Below are 16590 nucleotides of genomic sequence, written 5' to 3'. Positions count from 1 at the left end.
TCTTCATACGGTCGCTTGACTGAGGGGGTGCACATATATGGCCTCTAAAACTTGCAACGACGAGATAATCGACCCCAATGGTCTGGATCTCTTTCGTCTGACCATGATGGTCATCACTGCGAGCATTTGCGGCGGTATCTTCTCTCTTGCCGGCGATATGGCGGCGGGCGGAGCCAATACCGGCGCGGTTATCGTCTCGTGGGGAATTTGCTTTATTGGCGTCTTTGCGCTGATGATGGTGTTCAACGGTTTGTCTCAGGCTCGTCCCGACCTGACCGGCGGTATCTATGCATACGCCGCCGCCGGTTTTGGCGATTATGTTGGATTCAACTCCGCTTGGGGCTACTGGATCAGCGCATGCCTTTCCAACGTGAGCTTTGCACTTTTGCTGTTTAGCGCGCTTGGCTATTTCTTCCCTGCATTCGGCACGGGCAACAATCTGCTTTCCATCATCTGTGCCAGCGTGTTTCTGTGGTTCCTTACCGCTCTCGTGCTTCGTGGCGTTAAGGAAGCTGCGGGCATTAACACGATCGTCACCTTGGCGAAGTTGGTGCCGCTGGGACTCTTTGTGCTGAGCATTGTGCTCCTGGGTAAGTTCGACGTCGATATCTTTATGGACAACTTCTGGGGAGAACCGGCTGGCCCCGGCTTTGGCGAGCAGGTTGTCTCGACCATGATTGCCCTTGTCTGGGTCTTCACGGGCATCGAGGGCGCTGTCGTCATCTCGGGCCGTGCAAAGTATGTGCGCGATGTCGGTCGCTCGACGGCGCTTGGATTTGCAGCCGTGTTCACGCTGTATCTGATCATCTCGATGCTGTCGCTCGGCATTATGCCGCGTGAGGAAATGGCACAGCTCGCAACGCCCTCCATGGCGGGAATTCTCGAGTGCGCAATCGGTCCGGTAGGAGCTGCCATCGTAAACCTTGGCGTTATTCTCTCGCTGGTCGGCGCGATGCTGGGCTACGTCATCATTGCATCCGAGACGCCGTTTGAGGCGGCGCGTCAGGGCTCCTTCCCGCTGGCGTTTGCTAAGACGAACAAGCACGATGCCCCGGTGGTAACGGTTCTCGTGAGCTCCGGCATCACGCAACTCTTCTTGATTGTGTCGTATGTGGCGGCGAGCACCTACCAGTTCTTCTATAGCTGCGCGGTCAACACGATTCTGGTTCCGTATGTCTGCTCGGCTGCCTATTACATGGTGATCGGCTGGAAGAACGAGCATTTGGACGGGCCGCACGCGCCGAGTGTCGGCAAAGCACGCTTCTTTGGTACGCTCGGCTTTATCTACACGCTGTTCCTGGTGTGGTCGACGGGCCTCCAGGGCGTCATGATCACGACGATCCTTTTTGCCCCAGCCATCCCCGTCTATATTCTGGGCGAGCGCGGCCGCGGCAAGCAGGTGCTTCCGCATCTGCACGACAAGCTGATCGCAGCAGTGGTCATTGTCGTGGCAGTTATCTCGCTGTATCTGCACTTTGCCGGCATCGCGCCGATCGTCTAAGGCTACGGCGAGCTTCGTTGCTTGGTAGGCCGGCGGGCATCGCGTATCGATGCTGCTTGGCATTCCATAACTGATGTGGGTCTCTATTACGTGCCTTTGTGAGCGCCCACCAAGCCTGCGCAGGTGACATTTGTTGCCAGCGCAGGCTTTTGCAGTTGCGGTGGAATAGTTCCTGTTTTACTGGTTAAAGCTTCAAACAGGAACTATTCCACCGCAACTTCGTTTTGATTCGCTGGGGGACGGAGGAAGCGACGATCCGGAATCCACCTGCACGGTCGTCGCTCCGCATCCCGTCCGTTGGCGCAAATGGTGTCAAAAGTAATCTGTCCCCCTTGCACGCTTGCTTCCCTTGCAGCAATCTGTTGATTGAACGTCATTGTGTGCTCGCGGTTTCTGGGCAAGCCGTCTCGCAGCAAAGTAGACTAGATGGCCATTTCAAAAAGTCTGCTTAGAGGAGGAGCCATGCTTGAGGGTACGTATGTGGTTTTGGCCCAGACGCCGGTGGGGAGCAAACGCGGCGAGGTGACGTTTTCACATGGGGTGAACGGCGCGCTCAGGGCAGTACTAAACGTCAGGGGTCTCAATATCGCTCTCTCGGGTGCCCGCGCCGAGGGCGATTTCTTTGAGTTCTCGGGCACTATCTCCCACGTCTTGATGGGCAAGGCGCCCTTTACATGCACGGGGTCGGTTGAGGGTGATCGACTCACTGCTACCGCGCGGTCGGGTTCCATTTCGATCTCGCTGAGCGGTATGCGCAAAGAGCTTTCGGGGCGCACCGCATAAAGTTTGCGCAGGTAAACATCGGTATTTGACTTTATATAATAGTTCAGAGCGCTATCATTTGTCGTTACGAGTTGGTTAGCCCCGGTAAACGGTTAACCGCGTCTAACGAAAGGATGAGCGCGTGAAGCTCGATACACTCGAGATTGGAAAGGACGCCGTTGTCGCATCGGTGGCATCGGACGATCAGGCACTCCGACAGCATATTTTGGACATGGGCCTAACGCCGGGCACCGAAGTCACCATGATGAAGTACGCTCCTATGGGCGACCCGCTCGAGATTCGCCTGCGTGGCTACGAGTTGACGCTGCGCAAGGACGATGCTGCTCGCATCGAGCTCGTGGGTGTTCACGACACAGACACGGGTCCGCGCACTAACGCCGCAATCGGCATGACGGAGCACCCGGCACTTGGCGAGGGGACGTATTCGCCCCGTGCGGCAAAGACGGCCGTGCCCGAGGGCGCGCCGCTGCATTTTGCCCTCGCCGGCAACCAAAACTGCGGTAAGACCACGCTGTTCAACCAGCTGACGGGCTCCAACCAGCACGTCGGTAACTTTCCCGGCGTGACGGTCGACCGCAAGGACGGCACCATCCGTAACCATCCCGAGGCAAGCGTTACCGACCTGCCCGGCATCTATTCGCTGTCTCCGTACACGGGCGAAGAGATCGTCAGTCGCCAATTTATCCTGGACGAAAACCCCGACGCCATCATCGACATCATCGACGCTACTAATATCGAACGCAACCTGTACCTGACGCTGCAGCTTATGGAGCTCGACCGCCCCATGGTCATCGCGCTCAACATGATGGACGAGGTGACGGCCAACGGCGGCGCCGTGGACGTCAACCTGCTCGAGAGCCTGTTGGGCGTGCCTGTTGTCCCCATTAGCGCTGCCCGCAACGAGGGTATCGGCGAGCTGGTGGATCATGCCTTGCACGTGGCACGGTTCCGCGAGCGCCCCGGTCGCCTGGACTTCTGTGCGCCCGATGGCTCGGACGGCGGTGCACTGCATCGCTGCATCCACGGCATTGCCAACCTGATCGAGGACCATGCCGTGACGGCGCACATTCCGGTGCGTTTTGCGGCGACCAAGCTGGTTGAAGGCGACGAGCTGGTGACCGAGGCGCTTCACTTGGATCGCAATGAGCTCGACGCTATCGAGCACATCATTACCCAGATGGAGGGTGAGGCCGGCACCGACCGCCTGTCCGCGCTGGCCGATATGCGCTTTAGCTTTATCGGCGACGTGTGCGGGCGCTGCGTCGTCAAGCCGCATGAGAGCCGCGAGCACGTGCGCTCCGTCAAGATCGACCGCATCCTGACGGGTCGCTACACGGCCATTCCGGCGTTCCTGGTGATCATGGGCCTCGTCTTTTGGCTGACGTTTGGCGTGATCGGCGCGGCGTTGCAGGGACTCATGGAGGACGGCATCGCTGCCATCATCGCCTCGGCCGATGCGGGTCTCAAGGCGTTCGGCACCAACGACGTGGTGCGCTCGCTGGCTGTCGACGGCGTGCTTACGGGCGTGGGCAGCGTGCTGACCTTCCTGCCGATTATCGTCGTGCTCTTTTTGTTCCTCTCCATTCTGGAAGACTCGGGCTACATGGCGCGCGTGGCCTTTGTCATGGATAAAGTGCTGCGTCGCTTTGGCCTGTCGGGCCGCAGCTTCGTGCCTATGCTCGTCGGTTTTGGCTGTACCGTGCCGGCTATCATGTCGACCCGTACGCTCCCATCCGAGCACGACCGCAAGATGACGGTCATGCTCACGCCGTTCATGAGCTGTTCGGCCAAGTTGCCGGTCTACGGTCTGCTGTGCGGGGCATTCTTCCCGCAGGCGACAGTTCCCGCCATGGTCTCGCTCTATCTGATTGGTATCGTGGTCGGCTGCATTGCCGCCCTGGTGCTCAACCGCACGGCATTTAAGGGCGACCCGGTGCCGTTTATCATGGAGCTTCCCAATTACCGCCTGCCGAGCGTCAAGACGACGGTGATGCTGGCATGGGATAAGGCCAAGGACTTTATTACCAAGGCCTTTACCATTATCTTTGCCGCTACCGTGGCCATCTGGTTCCTCCAGACGTTCGATATCCGCTTTAATGTGGTCGCCGATCAGTCGCAGAGTCTGCTTGCCGGTTTGGGTAGCATTATCGCGCCGGCGCTGGCGCCGCTCGGCTTTGGCGATTGGCGTGCATCCACGGCGCTCGTCACCGGACTTATCGCCAAGGAGAGCGTCATTTCGACCCTCACCGTGCTTTTGGGTGCAACGTCGCCCGCGGCACTGTCGAGCATGTTTTCGCCGTTTACCGCTTACGTGTTCCTGGTCTTTACGCTGCTGTACCCGCCCTGCGTAGCGGCAATCGGCGCCGTCAAGAGTGAACTGGGCGCGCGCTATGCCGTGGCCGTGTTCGCGTTTCAAGTGACGGTCGCCTGGATCGTGGCGTTTGTCGTGCATTCGGCGGGCATATTGCTGGGGCTGGCTTAGTTATTTATTGATGGCGCAACCTCTGTGTATTGAGTTGATTACGGCCCCGCATCTGTTGCTGACGGATGCGGGGCCGTTGCTATATAATCGCCCATCGCTCAAGACAATCGGAGAGGGTTCCTACATGACTCAGGCAAGACAAGATGGCATCTCGCTCAAGCAGTGGCTCCCGCTTATCGGGCTCGCCTGCTGTGCGTTCGTGTTCAACACGTCGGAGTTCATGCCCATTGGCCTTCTGACTGATATTGCCGCATCGTTCTCGCTCACCGAGGCCCAGGCAGGCATCATGATCTCGGTCTACGCCTGGGGCGTCATGCTGCTGTCGCTGCCGCTTATGGTGTTTGCCTCGCGCTTTGAGTTCAAGCGTATGCTGCTCGGCGTGCTTGCCGTGTTTTCTCTGGGTCAGTTCCTGTCCGCCGTGGCGCCGACCTATCCCATCTTGGTCTGCGCACGCCTGGTGGTCGCCTGCGCGCACGCCGTGTTCTGGTCGGTCGCCTCGATTATGGCCTCGCGCCTGGTCGACACTCGTCACGGCGCGCTCGCCATCAGCATGATCGCCACGGGCTCGTCCATCGCGCAGATCTTTGGTCTGCCCCTCGGTCGCGCCATTGGCCTGGCCGTGGGCTGGCGCATGACATTCGCCGTGGTCGGGGCCCTCTCAGCTATTGCGGTCGTCTACCAGGCCGCGGTGTTCCCGGCCATGCCGGTGGGCGAGCGCTTTACGCTCAAACAGCTGCCCGAGCTGCTCAAGAACCCGTTCCTCATCGCGCTTTATGCGGTCACGGTCTTTATGGCGACCGGCTATTATGCGGGTTACAGCTATATCGAGCCGTTCCTGGCACAGGTCGCGCACGTCGACGCAAGCGCTATTACCATGACGCTGACGGCGTTCGGCTGCTCTGGTCTGCTCGGAAGCTGGCTGTTCGGCCGACTGTTCGATGGGCATCGCTTTCCGTTCTTAGCTATCACGCTCTCCGGCGTGCCGGTGGCTCTGCTGCTCGTGGGTCCGGTCGCATCGTCGCTCGTAGCAGTGCTTGCCGTCTGCGCGCTATGGGGCTGCTGCTCCACGGCCTTTAACGTTGCGTTCCAGGCCGAGCTCATCAAGTACACGCCGGCGGATTCGTCGGCCGTCGCCATGTCGATCTTCTCGGGCCTGTTCAATCTGGGTATCGGCACGGGCACCGCAATCGGCGGCGCCGTGGTTTCGGGTCCCGGTATCGCTTGGATTGGCTTTGCGGGCGGGGCGATTACCGTCGTGGGCGTCATCCTTGCCATCACCGTACTGTTCCCAGCCATACGCCGCGCAAAGCCCGTCGCCTAATCACGTCCCCTCATCAGCTGCGGTGGAATAGCTCCTGTTTAAGGCCTCTGAAGGCCCAAGCAGGAATTATTTCACCGCAACTTATTTTGGGGGAGAGGATACAAGCCGGGCATACAATGGATATCGTTGTGTTGAGCTTACCGGGAGGTTGCTATGTGGGCATACGAGACGACGTTCTATCAGATCTATCCGCTGGGCTTTTGCGGAGCTCCGCGCGAAAACGCCGCTCCCGTTGCCGAGGATGAACTCGCCCAGGCTGCCAACGCTGCGCCCAACCCCGATGCACCCATCATGAAGATCGCCCAATGGGCTGACTACCTGCAAGAACTCGGCGTTGGCGCTGTGCTCATCAACCCGCCGCTCGAATCCGACAGCCACGGCTACGATACGCGCAGCCTGCGCCATGTCGACCGCCGCCTGGGCGGGGATGCCGATTTTGCCGCCGTATGCGAGACGCTGCACGCCCATGGCATCCGTGTGGTGCTCGATGCGGTCTTCAACCACGTCGGCCGCGGCTTCTGGGCCTTCCGTGATGTGCAGGAGCGTAAGTGGGACTCGCCGTACAAGGACTGGTTCCACATTAGCTTTGACGGCGACTCCTGCTATGGCGACGGCTTTTGGTACGAGGGTTGGGAAGGCCATTTTGAACTTGTGAAGCTCAACCTGCAAAATCCCGCTGTGGTCGATTACCTGCTCGAGTCCGTGCGCCGTTGGGCTGACGTGTTTGGCGTCGACGGCCTGCGCCTGGACGTTGCCTATATGCTCGACCGCGACTTCATGCGTCGTCTGCATACCTTTACCCGCGAGCTCAAGCCCGATTTTGTGCTGATCGGCGAGACGCTCCACGGCGACTACAACCAGATCGTCAACGACGAGATGCTTGACTCCTGCACCAACTACGAGTGCTACAAGGGCCTGTACTCCAGCTTTAACTCGGTCAACATGTTCGAGATTGCCCATTCGCTGCATCGCCAGTTTGGCGGCGATCCGTGGTGCATCTACCGCGGCAAACACCTGCTGTCGTTTGTCGACAACCACGACGTGCCGCGCCTGGCGAGCATCCTCACCGACAAGTCGTGCCTGCGTCCCGCCTATGGCATGCTCTTTGGCATGCCGGGCATTCCGTGTGTCTACTATGGCAGCGAGTGGGGAATTGCCGGCGAAAAGGGCGGCCCCGATGGCGACTGGGCGCTGCGACCTGCGCTCGATGAGCCTGCGCCCAACGAGCTGACGGCGTTCATCACGCAGCTTGCGCACCTTCGCTCGGCCGACGACGCGGCGGCCCGTGCTCTCAACTACGGTGCCTATCGCAACGTGGTGATCCAGAACAAGCAGCTGCTGTTCGAGCGCGCCTGTGACGGCGCGACGGTGCTCGTGGCGGTGAACGCCGTGGGCGAGCCTTACACCTTTGGCGCCGGCGAGCTCAACGGGTCCTTTGTCGACCTGCTTGCCGATGGCGTGCCCACGGTCGAGCTGGCTGGCTCCCTTGAGCTTGCGCCCTACGAGGTGCGCTATCTGTTGAGGGCCTAGGCCATGGCTGCGTCCGACGAGGGCTATCAACATATTGAGCATGGGTTTGAACCCGTGTTTGACGAGCGCTCGCGCGTTTTGATGCTGGGGTCGTTTCCCTCGGTGCTCTCGCGTGCCAATGCCTTCTACTATGGCAATCCGCAGAACCGCTTTTGGCGGGTCACGGCGGCGTGTCTCGGTGTGCCTGTGCCACCCAACGAGGGTGATCCTTTGGCAAACGGTGAGCCCGCGACGCTCGATGTCTCCATTGCCGCCAAGCGATCCATGCTGCTTAACGGCGGCGTAGCCCTGTGGGATGTGATCGAGAGTTGTGACATTAAGGGCTCGAGTGACGCGAGCATTCGCAACGTTGTACCGGCACATATCGGGCGCATTACCGATGCAGCTCCCATTGAGCAGGTGATATGCAACGGTGGTACGGCTGGCCGGCTCTACAAGCGCTATCTACAAGAACGCACCGGGCTGCCCGCCATCGTCCTGCCCTCGACAAGTCCTGCCAATGCGGCTTGGCGTCTTGAGCGCCTTGTCGAGCGCTGGCGCGAGGCAGTTGACTGGGCTGCTCTCTAATTTAGATATTTGATTGAGCATGGGCGCCGAGGCGTTTGATGATGGCGTGCCAGATCGGCGCGGGCAGCGCGGGCTCGACACGCACCATGCCGTCGGCGTTGACGCTACCGGCATCGCCGCCGCCGAGCAGCTGGGCGTGCTCAACTGAGCAGCCCATGCGCACGGCACCCACAAGCTTATCCATCGCTTCCGAAAACGGTCGCCGCAAGAGTCCCATGCGCGGGGAGCGACGAAGCGCCGCAATGCCGCTGCCGGCGCAGATGGCAACGCCGCCACACCACAATTGGTCATGGCGCTCACATGCCTTGTGCAGGCGAACGGCGGCCCCACGCACCTGCTCAGTGCCCTCTTGTGCGGCTCGAATCGCGGCATAGACGCGCGTTCCCGTACCGCCAAAGCGCTCAAGCGTCTGCTCGATAGCTGTCAACGTCTCATCGTCAGCCACATCTTCAATGGCCAGCACGATGCCATCGGCAACGCTGCCGGCGTCATTTGCCTTCAAGTCGACCGGGCGGGGGAGTGCGGTGCCGGAAAGTTGAGCATAGGCGGCGATGGCATCCTGCAGGTCCCAGAGCAAAAACTCAAGATCGGCGCTCTTGGGAATACTGATATACGCAATGGTTTGCAGCGTTTTTAGTACATCGCCGCGTGCGGTCGTCTCCATGCCGCCTCCTTTCCGGTTGGTTTCCGTTTAGGTTACACCGTCCGGCGGCGTCCCGCCGCGCTATCCTAGTGCAACCCTTACGAAAGGAACGTCATGCGTCTGCCCATGAACACCTCGCTTGCCACGCTTAAGCCCTCCGGTATCCGCCGGATCAACGCGCTCGCCGCCCAGCATCCGGGGTGCATCGCGCTCGCGCTAGGTGAGCCCGATTTTCCCACGCCCGATGTGATTAGCGCCGAGGTGACTGCTTCGTTGGACCGCGGCGACACGCACTATCCGCCCAACAACGGTCGCCCCGCCCTGCGTGAGGCGTTATCTGCCTACATGGGGGACGCGGGCCTTATGTTTTCGGCCGACGAGGTCATCCTGACCGACGGCGCGACCGAGGCCCTGTCGGCAACATTCATGGCTATGCTCAACCCCGGCGACGAGGTCATTATTCCCACGCCGGCCTTTGGCCTGTACGAGAGCATCGTTGTGGCCAATCACGCCAAAGCGGTCTTTTTGGATACGGAGCCTGCGCAATTTCAGATTGACGAGGATGCGCTTCGCGCCTGTGTGACCCCGGCGACCAAGGCCATCGTTATCTGCTCGCCCAACAATCCCACGGGCTGCATTCTCAACGCGGCATCGCTCGACGCCGTGGCGTGCGTAGCGGAGCAGTCGGGCATCTACGTGGTCTGCGACGACGTGTACAACCGTTTGGTCTATGTGGATGGTTACGAGCGTTTTGCCCAGCGACACCCGGAGCTGCGCGAGCAGACGGTGATCATCGAGAGCTTCTCCAAGCCCTGGGCCATGACCGGCTGGCGCCTGGGCTGGCTCGCAGCAGCGGCACCCGTCATCGCCGAGATCGCAAAAGCTCACCAATACCTAGTATCGAGCGCCGTCTCCTTCGAGATGGACGCCGCAGCTCGAGCTCTCACCGTCGACCCCACCCCCATGCTCGAAGTCTACCGAGCCCGCCGCGAACGCGTACTCGCAGCCTTAGACGCCATGGGCCTCGACGCAGTAGAGCCCGCAGGAGCCTTCTACGCTTTCCCGAGCATTAAGCAATTCGACCTAACCAGCGAAGACTTCTGCATCAAAGCCATCAAAGAGGCCAACGTTGCCCTAGTTCCCGGAAACTGCTTCGGAACCGAAGGCCACGTCCGCCTCAGCTATTGCGTTTCCGATAAAGACCTGGACGAAGGCCTCCGCCGCCTGTCCACCTTCCTTTCAACCTTGTAGCCATCAGGGACGCAACATATCAGCCCACCGACTTAAGGCTTATGAGTGGGGGCGCCGGCCAACGGGAAACCGGGCTGCCCCAAAGTCACCGCAGGCCGCGCCGCCGAAGGCCAGGCGCAAGGTTTTCGTAGATTCCGCACGAGCCGAAGAGCACTTAATGTGCTCTTCGTGCGAGCCCAGGACCTGACCGAGCGAAAACCTTGCGCCTGGCCTTCGGCGGCGCGGCCGGATGGTGGAATTGTGTGCAGCCCGGTTTCCCGTTGACCGACGCCGGGGTCCCCGCCATAATACTTTCGGTTCACGCACGAATCCGCTGCCAGAGACAGCCGGTGCAAACGGGCATCGCCCGCGAGCTTAATGGGACTTCCCGCCAGCCGAGGTGGTCGAGTAGATATGTCTTCTCGCCCCCGTCGCTCATGCAGCGCGGGGGCTTTCTTTTTGGACATGCCCCCGTCACGTCCTTGTGGCGGACCGTGCCCGGAAAGAATTTGAGGAGGTGTAATTCATGCCCCAGCAGTACAAAATCGACAAGGTTGCAGAGATCGAGTCCCGTATCGCCGAGAACGCCGGTCTGTTCGTCGTCAACTACAACGGTCTGACGGTTAAGCAGGCTCAGGAGCTGCGTCATCAGCTTCGCGAGTGCGGCGCCGAGATGAAGGTCTACAAGAACAACCTGGTCAAGATCGCTCTCAAGAACCAGGAGCAGCCCGAGATCGACGAGATCCTCGCCGGCCCCGTCGCTTATGTGTTCTACGAGACCGAGCCGGTCGAGGCCGCTAAGGCCCTTAAGGACTTCTCCGCTAAGTCCAAGGGCGTCCTTGAGATCAAGGGCGGTATCTCCGACGGCAAGGCCGTTTCCGCCGATGATGTTAAGGCTATCGCCGAGCTGCCCACCAAGGATCAGCTTCTCGGCCAGATCGCCGGTCTCATCTCCGGTTTCGCTCGCGACATCGCTGTCTGCGTCAACGGCGTTTCCTCTGGTCTCGCTCGTTCGATCCAGCAGGTCTCCGAGCAGAAGGCAGCCTAGTTGCTGTTTTCACCCGCGGCGGCAACGCCGCACCCCTGGCGCATTCGCGCCGTGTTTTAACTGATCTCCGTGCATCCGCACGGAAACCGAAAGGACTTAGAAATGGCTAAGCTTACCACCGATGAGATCATCGATGCTCTTAAGGAAATGACCCTTCTCGAGGCTTCCGAGCTCGTCAAGGCTATCGAGGACGCCTTCGGCGTTTCCGCCGCTGCTCCTGCTGCTGTTGTCGCCGCTCCCGCTGCTGGCGCTGCTGAGGCCGAGGAGAAGACCGAGTTTGACGTCGTGCTCGAGGGCTTCGGCGACAACAAGATCCAGGTCATCAAGGCCGTCCGTGAGCTCACCAACCTTGGCCTGAAGGAGGCCAAGGAGGTCGTCGAGGGCGCTCCCAAGGCTGTTCTCGAGGGTGCCAAGAAGGAGGACGCCGAGGCTGCCAAGGAGAAGCTCGAGGCTGCTGGCGCTGCTGTCACCCTCAAGTAATCAGGCTTTCTCGCCAGATTCCTTTGCAGACGGGGTTCGCATTGCGAGCCCCGTCTTTTTTGTTTTTCGGTCCCTCGGCATCGGTTGCTCAAACTGCCATGTTCTGTGATTTGCGTCGTATCGGGTGCCCTGCCGTTGGGCAATAAAATTGCACCATTCGAGCAATAATTTGCGTTGACCTGCTGAAGAATTGTCTCTGCCTTGTAGCGACATATAGTTCCAGCGGTAAGATGCTTGGGTATCGCAATTTGGTCTGCGGCTGTGTGCCGCACGCATGGGGCGCTTTTGCGCCTGCGAAAGGATCTTTGAATAACATGAAGGCAATCATCCCCGCCGCCGGTCTTGGCACGCGTTTTCTGCCTGGCACCAAGTGCACGCCCAAAGAGATGCTGCCGGTGCTCGACAAGCCCGTCATTCAGTACGTCGTCGAGGAGGCGCTCGAGCCCGAGGAGGTCGACGATGCCATCATCGTTACTTCTCCCGGTAAGCCCGAGCTACTGAACTACTTCCAGCCTGATCGCTCGCTCGAGAACCTGCTGCGCGAGCGCGGCAAGAACGCCTATGCCGATGCTGTCGCCCACGCTGGCGGTATGCCGGTCGACTTCCGTTATCAGTACGAGCCCAAGGGCCTCGGCCATGCTATTCGCTCTGCTGCCGACGCCGTGGCAGGGGAGAACTTCCTGGTTCTTCTGGGCGACTACGTTGTGCCTAACCGCGATATCTGCGACAAGATGCTCGCCGTTTCCAAGGAGCACGGTGGCGCTTCGGTTATCGCCGTCGCTGCTTGCTCGCCCGAGGAAGTCAGCCGCTACGGCGTTATCGCCGGCGAGCGCGTCGGTTCGCTCGAGGGCGCCGAGAACGTTGCCGATGCCGAGCCGGGCGCTGTCTGGCGCATCGGCGGTCTGGTCGAGAAGCCCGCTCCCGAGGCGGCTCCGTCCAACCTGTACATCGTCGGTCGCTACCTGCTGAGCCCGCTGGTCATGGACTTGCTGGCAGATCAGCAGGCCGGCAAGGGCGGCGAGATCCAGCTCACCGACGCCATGGCCCGTTCGCTCGACCGCGAGGCCATGTACGCCGTCGTCATCGACCCGCTGTCGGGCTACGACACCGGCACTCCCTCTGGTTGGATGGCCACTAACGCCCTCATGGCTGCAAACGACCCCCGCTTTGCCGATGCCTTCTGGGACGCCATCGACGAGCGCGGCGGATTGATGCGCAAGTAAGCCATCGGGCACCGACATTTACGGGCGTGGACCTCGGTTCGCGCCCGTTTTTTATAAGAGCTGCGATTGCTGGCTCTCTGTTCACAGAAAATATATGAACAGATGTTCGATACACATACATCTACCTGCGTGTTTTCTGTCGAAAAACTTTGCTACTCCAAAAACTCAATCGCGTCAAGGCTTTTCTTGCCCAACGGTCGGTACCTGATAAACTATTAGGTTGCGATAACTGGCGAAGCTATGCCTCGCCAACCCACCGAGCATTTCCGTGAAGGAGGAAAAACCTGGTGACCTACGCATACACTGCCACTGAGCGCAAGCGCGTCAGCTTCGGGAAAATCCCGGAGGCCATGGAGCTCCCCAACCTTATCTCTGTTCAAAGGGAATCCTTTGAGCGTTTTAAGGACGAGGGCCTTCGTGAGGCGTTCAAGGAATCCAGCCCCATCCAGAGCCAGAACCATGTTCTCGAGGTTACCTTCGGCGAGCATCAGTTCGGCGACCCCGCGCACACCGTCGAGGAGTGCCGCGAGAAGGATATGACCTATCAGGCTCCGCTTCTGACCGACGTCCGTCTCACCAACAAGGAGACCGGCGAGATCAAGGAGCAGCTCGTCTTTATGGGCGACTTCCCCATGATGACCGATCAGGGCACCTTCATCATCAACGGTACCGAGCGTATCGTCGTCTCGCAGCTCGTCCGCTCCCCGGGCGTGTACTACAGCTCCGAGATGGATTCGGGCAAGCAGATCTACAAGGCCCAGATCATCCCGTCCCGCGGTGCCTGGCTTGAGTTTGAGGTCGACAAGCGCGACCAGCTCATGGTCTCCATCGACCGTAAGCGCAAGCAGAGCGCCACGATGTTCCTGCGCGCCCTTGGCATCGCCGTCACCAACGACGACATCATCGAGCTGCTCGGCAACTCCGATGTGATCAAGCGCACCCTGGAGCGCGACACCGCCCTCACCCGCGAGGACGCCCTCATCGAGATCTACCGTCGCCTGCGCCCAGGCGAGCCTCCCACCGTGGACGCTTCCCGCAGCCTGCTCGAGGGCCTGCTCTTTAACCCGCAGCGCTACGATCTGGCCCGCGTCGGTCGTTACAAGGTCAACAAGAAGCTCAACCTCACCACCGAGGAAGAGGTCACGGTGCTCACCGACGAGGATATCGTCGCGACGCTGCGCTACCTGCTGTCCCTCGCTGCCGGCGAGCAGGGCTTCAAGGTCGACGACATCGACCACTTTGGCAACCGCCGTATCCGCACCGTTGGCGAGCTCGTCGCCAACCAATTCCGTATCGGCATGAGCCGTATGGAGCGCGTCGTCCGTGAGCGCATGAGCTCCCAGGACATCGACGAGATAACCCCACAGTCGCTCATCAACATCCGCCCGATCGTGGCCTCCATCAAGGAGTTCTTCGGTTCCTCGCAGCTCTCGCAGTTCATGGACCAGGCGAACCCCCTGACCGGTCTGACCCACAAGCGCCGTCTGTCCGCACTCGGCCCTGGTGGTCTTGCCGGTCACAAGTCCGGCTCCAGCCGCCGCACCAACGTGCCGACGGCCGTCCGCGACGTTCACAACTCGCACTACAGCCGCATGTGCCCGATCGAGACCCCCGAAGGCCCCAACATCGGCCTGATCGGCTCGCTCGCCCTCTACGCCCGCGTCAACGAGTATGGCTTCATCGAGGCCCCGTTCCGTCGCGTCGAGAACGGCGTTGCCACCGACCAGATCGACTGGATGACCGCTGACGAGGAAGAGAAGCACGTTATCGCGCCGGCCAACACGCCGCTCGATCCCAAGACCAACGAGTTCATCACGACCGATGCCGAGGGCAAGCTTGTCCGCCCGCACACCGTGATCGCCCGTACCCGCGACTTCGACGGTTCCTTCGGCGCTCCCGCCGACGTGCCCGTCGAGGACGTCGACTACATGGACGTCTCGCCGCGTCAGATGCTCTCCGTCGCAGCCACGCTGATCCCGTTCCTTGAGCACGACGACGCCAAGCGTACGCTGATGGGCGCTAACATGCAGCGTCAGGCCGTGCCGCTGGTTCACCCCGCCGCTCCCTATGTCGGTACCGGCATGGAGCGTCGCGCCGCTCTGGACTCCGGCGAGGTCACCCTGGCCAAGAACGCCGGCGAGGTTATCTTTGCCGACGCCGCCAAGATTATCGTCAAGCATGCCGGCGGCATGGACGAGTATCATCTGGCCAAGTACCAGCGCTCCAACCAGTCCACCTGCATCAACCACCGTCCGCTCGTGCGCGTCGGTGACACCGTTGAACAGGGCGAGCCTCTGGCCGACGGTCCTTCGACCGATCACGGCGAGCTCGCACTGGGCCAGAACCTCACCGTGGCCTACATGCCGTGGGAAGGCTTTAACTACGAGGACGGTATCGTCGTGTCCGAGCGCCTGGTGGCCGAGGACCTGCTGACGACCATCAACATCACCCGTCACGAGATCGACGCCCGCGACACCAAGCTCGGCCCCGAGGAGATCACCCGCGAGATCCCGAACCTCTCCGAGGACATGCTTGCCAACCTCGACGAGGACGGCATCATCCGCATCGGCGCCGAGGTCGGCCCTGGCGACATCCTGGTCGGCAAGGTCACGCCTAAGGGCGAGAGCGCTCTGACCGCCGAGGAGCGCCTGCTGCGCGCCATCTTCGGTGCCAAGGCCCACGACGTCCGCGATACCTCCCTTAAGATGCCTCACGGCGCTTACGGCCGCGTCATCGATGTCGTCCGCTTTAGCCGCGAGAACGGCGACGACCTGGCCCCCGGCGTCAACGAGCAGGTGCGCGTCTACGTCGCCCAGCGTCGTAAGATCCAGCAGGGTGATAAGATCGCCGGCCGCCACGGCAACAAGGGTGTTATCTGTAACGTTCTGCCGGTCGAGGACATGCCCTACATGGCTGACGGTACCCCGATCGACGTTATCCTCAACCCGCTGGGCGTTCCTTCGCGTATGAACGTCGGCCAGCTGCTCGAGTGCCACCTTGGCTGGGCTGCTGCCTGCGGTTGGGATACCGAGCAGGCCGACTCCGACAAGTACGTCCCCGGTCCGTTCTTCACCGCCACGCCCGTCTTCGACGGCGCCAAGGAGGACGAGATCGCCGAGGTCATCCGTCGTGCCAACAAGAACATGCTCAACAAGGCCACCGCTGCCTTTGGCGATCACATGCGCCCCGAGTTCGTCACCCAGCTTGACGAGCGCGGCAAGACCCGTCTGTTCGACGGCCGCACCGGCGAGGAGTTCCGCGAGCCCATTACCGTGGGTACGTCCTACATCCTCAAGCTCGGCCACATGGTCGACGACAAGATCCACGCCCGTTCGACTGGCCCTTACAGCCTGGTTACCCAGCAGCCTCTGGGCGGCAAGGCCCAGTTCGGCGGCCAGCGCTTCGGCGAGATGGAAGTTTGGGCACTGTACGCTTACGGCGCTTCCAACGTCCTGCAGGAGATCCTGACCGTCAAGTCCGACGATACCGTGGGCCGCGTCAAGACCTACGAGTCCATCGTCAAGGGCGAGAACGTTCCTGTCCCGGGTATCCCCGAGTCCTTCAAGGTTCTCGTCAAGGAGATCCGCTCCCTCGCGCTGGACATCGAGCCCATGCACGATGCCGACGAGGACGCCTCCGCCCCTGTGACCGCCGAGGAGACCTCTGCTCTCGACGACCTGGCTGCGCTCGCCGGCGTTGACACCGACGTCGAGGCCGAGGATGCCGAGACCGCCGAGGCACCCGAGGCTGTCGCCGCCACGACCACTGATAAGGAGTAGTTG

The 16590-nt window shown here is 60.9% G+C and carries 12 protein-coding genes; 11 read left to right on the top strand and 1 reads right to left on the bottom strand.

Annotation, left to right across the window (positions count from 1 at the left end; all coding sequences use genetic code 11):
• The first annotated feature begins 37 nt into the window (after window positions 1–37).
• The 6 genes from DWZ52_RS05460 (at window position 38) to DWZ52_RS05435 (ending at window position 8184) form a co-directional block, all read left to right on the top strand.
• Window positions 38–1501: a basic amino acid/polyamine antiporter gene (locus tag DWZ52_RS05460; protein ID WP_118225908.1), complete on the top strand. Its 1464-nt coding sequence runs from the start codon at window positions 38–40 to the stop codon at window positions 1499–1501.
• 462 nt (window positions 1502–1963) lie between these two features.
• Window positions 1964–2284, top strand: a complete 321-nt coding sequence (locus DWZ52_RS05455) for a hypothetical protein (RefSeq protein WP_089572507.1) — start codon at window positions 1964–1966, stop codon at window positions 2282–2284.
• A gap of 121 nt (window positions 2285–2405) precedes the next feature.
• Complete coding sequence (gene feoB, locus DWZ52_RS05450) at window positions 2406–4766, top strand: ferrous iron transport protein B (RefSeq protein ID WP_118385088.1); 2361 nt, start codon at window positions 2406–2408, stop codon at window positions 4764–4766.
• A 124-nt stretch (window positions 4767–4890) separates the two neighbouring features.
• Window positions 4891–6087, top strand: a complete 1197-nt coding sequence (locus DWZ52_RS05445) for an MFS transporter (protein ID WP_118385087.1) — start codon at window positions 4891–4893, stop codon at window positions 6085–6087.
• 153 nt (window positions 6088–6240) lie between these two features.
• Window positions 6241–7617: an alpha-amylase family glycosyl hydrolase gene (locus DWZ52_RS05440; protein ID WP_118385086.1), complete on the top strand. Its 1377-nt coding sequence runs from the start codon at window positions 6241–6243 to the stop codon at window positions 7615–7617.
• Window positions 7618–7620: 3 nt separating this feature from the next.
• Window positions 7621–8184 (top strand): DNA-deoxyinosine glycosylase, encoded by a 564-nt coding sequence (locus DWZ52_RS05435; protein WP_118385085.1) that lies wholly within the window; start codon window positions 7621–7623, stop codon window positions 8182–8184.
• A gap of 1 nt (window position 8185) precedes the next feature.
• Here DWZ52_RS05435 and DWZ52_RS05430 read toward each other — a convergent pair whose 3' ends face one another.
• Window positions 8186–8848: a hypothetical protein gene (locus DWZ52_RS05430; protein ID WP_118385084.1), complete on the bottom strand. Its 663-nt coding sequence runs from the start codon at window positions 8846–8848 to the stop codon at window positions 8186–8188.
• Window positions 8849–8941: 93 nt separating this feature from the next.
• On the opposite strand from DWZ52_RS05430, the gene DWZ52_RS05425 reads away from it, so the two are divergent.
• From DWZ52_RS05425 to DWZ52_RS05405, 5 genes are all read left to right on the top strand, one after another.
• Complete coding sequence (locus DWZ52_RS05425; protein ID WP_118385083.1) at window positions 8942–10078, top strand: pyridoxal phosphate-dependent aminotransferase; 1137 nt, start codon at window positions 8942–8944, stop codon at window positions 10076–10078.
• 505 nt (window positions 10079–10583) lie between these two features.
• A complete protein-coding gene (gene rplJ / locus DWZ52_RS05420) occupies window positions 10584–11105 on the top strand; it encodes a 50S ribosomal protein L10 (protein WP_055250258.1) in 522 nt (173 codons plus the stop codon).
• 102 nt (window positions 11106–11207) lie between these two features.
• Window positions 11208–11585, top strand: a complete 378-nt coding sequence (gene rplL, locus DWZ52_RS05415) for a 50S ribosomal protein L7/L12 (protein ID WP_118385082.1) — start codon at window positions 11208–11210, stop codon at window positions 11583–11585.
• A 314-nt stretch (window positions 11586–11899) separates the two neighbouring features.
• Window positions 11900–12808: a UTP--glucose-1-phosphate uridylyltransferase gene (locus DWZ52_RS05410; protein WP_117802937.1), complete on the top strand. Its 909-nt coding sequence runs from the start codon at window positions 11900–11902 to the stop codon at window positions 12806–12808.
• A 350-nt stretch (window positions 12809–13158) separates the two neighbouring features.
• Window positions 13159–16587, top strand: coding sequence for a DNA-directed RNA polymerase subunit beta (locus DWZ52_RS05405; protein WP_233506176.1), 3429 nt, complete (start codon window positions 13159–13161; stop codon window positions 16585–16587).
• Window positions 16588–16590: the final 3 nt, after the last annotated feature.

It is taken from the genome of Collinsella sp. AF33-16, assembly GCF_003475325.1.
In the GTDB taxonomy this organism is placed as follows: Bacteria; Actinomycetota; Coriobacteriia; order Coriobacteriales; family Coriobacteriaceae; genus Collinsella.
Note: the sequence above shows the minus strand (reverse complement) of the source record. Positions and strands in the feature narration are given on the sequence as shown.